1 protein-coding gene is annotated in these 2,538 nt (G+C 33.6%); it reads left to right on the top strand.

The features are described from left to right. Positions 1–2,456 (top strand): hypothetical protein (locus tag CYP28_RS01955; protein WP_181000409.1); only part of this gene is annotated, 2,456 nt, incomplete at its 5' end. Between the last annotated feature and the right edge of the window lie 82 nt (positions 2,457–2,538).

Genomic DNA, 2,538 nt, shown 5'->3' with positions numbered 1-2,538 from the left:
AAACTAGGGTCACTTTTAGAAATGTTAAAGAGTCCATTGACGAAATTTTAAAAGCCGCTATTAACTTATATCAAAATGGCAATACAGAGCCTTTAACAACAATGTATATTGATTTGCCTAAGAAATATGGGAAAAAAGACGAGAACGGAAATGATATAAGCAACTTTTGGGCTGTGGATGAAGATGGACAAACCTATGCAAATGTTGATTATGGCAATATCAAGGACTTTATTAAAATAGCCATGGAAACAGAAAAACAATATATGAAAATTATGCCTACAAGCGAAGCATATTTAAAAGCTATAAATACTCTAGTAAAATTTAACCAATATGCTGACATAAATCTTATTACTATGTCTGCTAGACTAATTCAATACAATGATCCAGATGTAGAAAAGGTTGGATTAAAAATAAACTCTACTAAGATTGAAGAGGCTGAATTTATTATGGCTGATGAAAACAACTCTTTAACAATTACGACATCAGCTTTTGCAAAAAGCATCAATGAAACCGATATAGAGAAATTTAAATCAACCTATGTCAGCAATGAAACAAGAGCCAACATTGAAACTTTCGTCAATGAAGCAGCAAAAGATCCATACGTTGCTTATCATCTACTAATAGCCATTGAAAGCAGCCTTAGACCACATATTCAAGAGGTTGGGCAGCTTATTAAAGAGCCAAACCCAACAAAGCTTGCTACTGAAAATAAAGCAATAAATGCAATTCTTGAACCAATAAAACAATCATTCCCGTCAATAGGCTTTTCGGGTAAGTATTTTGCTGATAAATTTGGCAAGGGTGAAGATGCTAAAGATATTTTTCAGTTTGCTAATAATTTAGTAAAAACGTTTAAAAATAAGGTAGTCGCGTCTATTAACTACATAAATGATTTTAATAAAATTACTCTAACAAAAGATGGTTCTCACGTAAAGGGTAGTGCAAATGGTGTTAGTATGTTTTATAACGGTGCATTGCCGCTTGGTTTATGTATTGCAAAGATAAATAAATCACAAGACCTTAAAGGATCTATGAGTAAAGAAAATATACTTACTCAAAAACTTGAGATAGCAAACTTTTTTATCCCAAGTAGGTTTTTTATAAATAAACAAACTGGCGAAGAGATAAATGTTCCGCCAAGAGTATTGTTCCCAAGCAATAATAGAACACTATCAAAAGAGCTAATCGACGTCTTAAGAACTATTGCAACAATGAACAACAATGGCGAATTAACTGGAATAAATGGCTCAACTTATTCAGCAAAAATAGAAGAAAAGATAGACAAATTACTAACAAGAGCAAATGGAGATGGAGATAAAAAAGATCCAGAGCTTGAAAACAAGATATATATCAAAACAAAAGGGGCAATATCTGATGCTCTATCACTTCTTGCAAGTGCAAAAAAATCACCAGAGGACTTAAAAAAGGTTCTTACATCACCGAAACTCGATGATGCGCTAAAGCTTGCTGCGCAAAGTAAATTGCACCCAAATTATGCTCTTAATAGCTATCTTGACTCGGTGGCTAAAAATAACCAGTTTGTGATCAATAATGCACTAAGAGCAAAGAGCAATGATGGTGATGACGTATATGTTACTCACAATGAAATTTCAAATGGCGATATAAGAAAAAGCGTCAATAAAGTTCTTGGAGAATTTTATGACAAAGATCAAGCGTTTTCATATACTCTATTTGAGTTTAAAGAGAGAGAAGACAATCCTCTTTATAATGCCATAAAATATGGTCCAATTAACCCAGCTATTAAGAAATTAGTCGGCAAGACAAAAGAGGATAAAGAATTTATGTCACCTGATAATTTCTTGGCCAACTATAAAATAGGTGAGGATTTGGGCGAACCAGTAAAAAAAGAAACACAAAACGGCGAGGTTCATAATATGAATGTTCCTTTACCAACAAAAATGGCTGTTGTCTTAAATCAAATATTACAAAACAATATGCCTGAAAAATCTCCAATGAGAGATCTAAAAAATTATTTCAACCAAGAATACAAAGATATTTCAAGCGATAGGAAAGAAGAATTTGTAAGTAAGCTTGGTAAAAATAGCTATGTTCAACCAAGCTTTAATCCAGAAGAGCTATTAAAAATGGCACAAAATAAAGACCAAAGCCAATTATCAAAGGTTGTGACAAGCAATATCGAAGAAACTCCTGCGGAAGAGCCACAACTAAAGAAAAGAGGCAGACCTTCCAAGAGAGTAATTGAAGTTGTTTCTGGAGAAAACGAAGAGATCGTTGCTATTGAGAACGACAACAATATTGCCGTTGAAGCACAAATTGAAGACCTTGATCTTGGCGAAATAGCAGGCAATCCATACGATACCTACGTTCCAAATATGGACGATAATGATATAAATTTTGGCGATGACATGGGATACTCATTAAGCGAAGAAATCCAAGACTTCGACGAAAACATTAACAACAAATTCAAACTTTAAAATAAGACTTCCCCGCCAGGCATAAGGTTTGGCGGGTCTTTTTAAAATACAAACGAGAAAACAAAAATGGCAACAGTAAATG

The organism is Campylobacter concisus, assembly GCF_002914195.1.
Taxonomy (GTDB): Bacteria; Campylobacterota; Campylobacteria; order Campylobacterales; family Campylobacteraceae; genus Campylobacter_A; species Campylobacter_A concisus_M.
The sequence above is the reverse complement of the archived record's forward strand: the minus strand, read 5'-3'. Positions and strand labels throughout refer to the sequence as shown.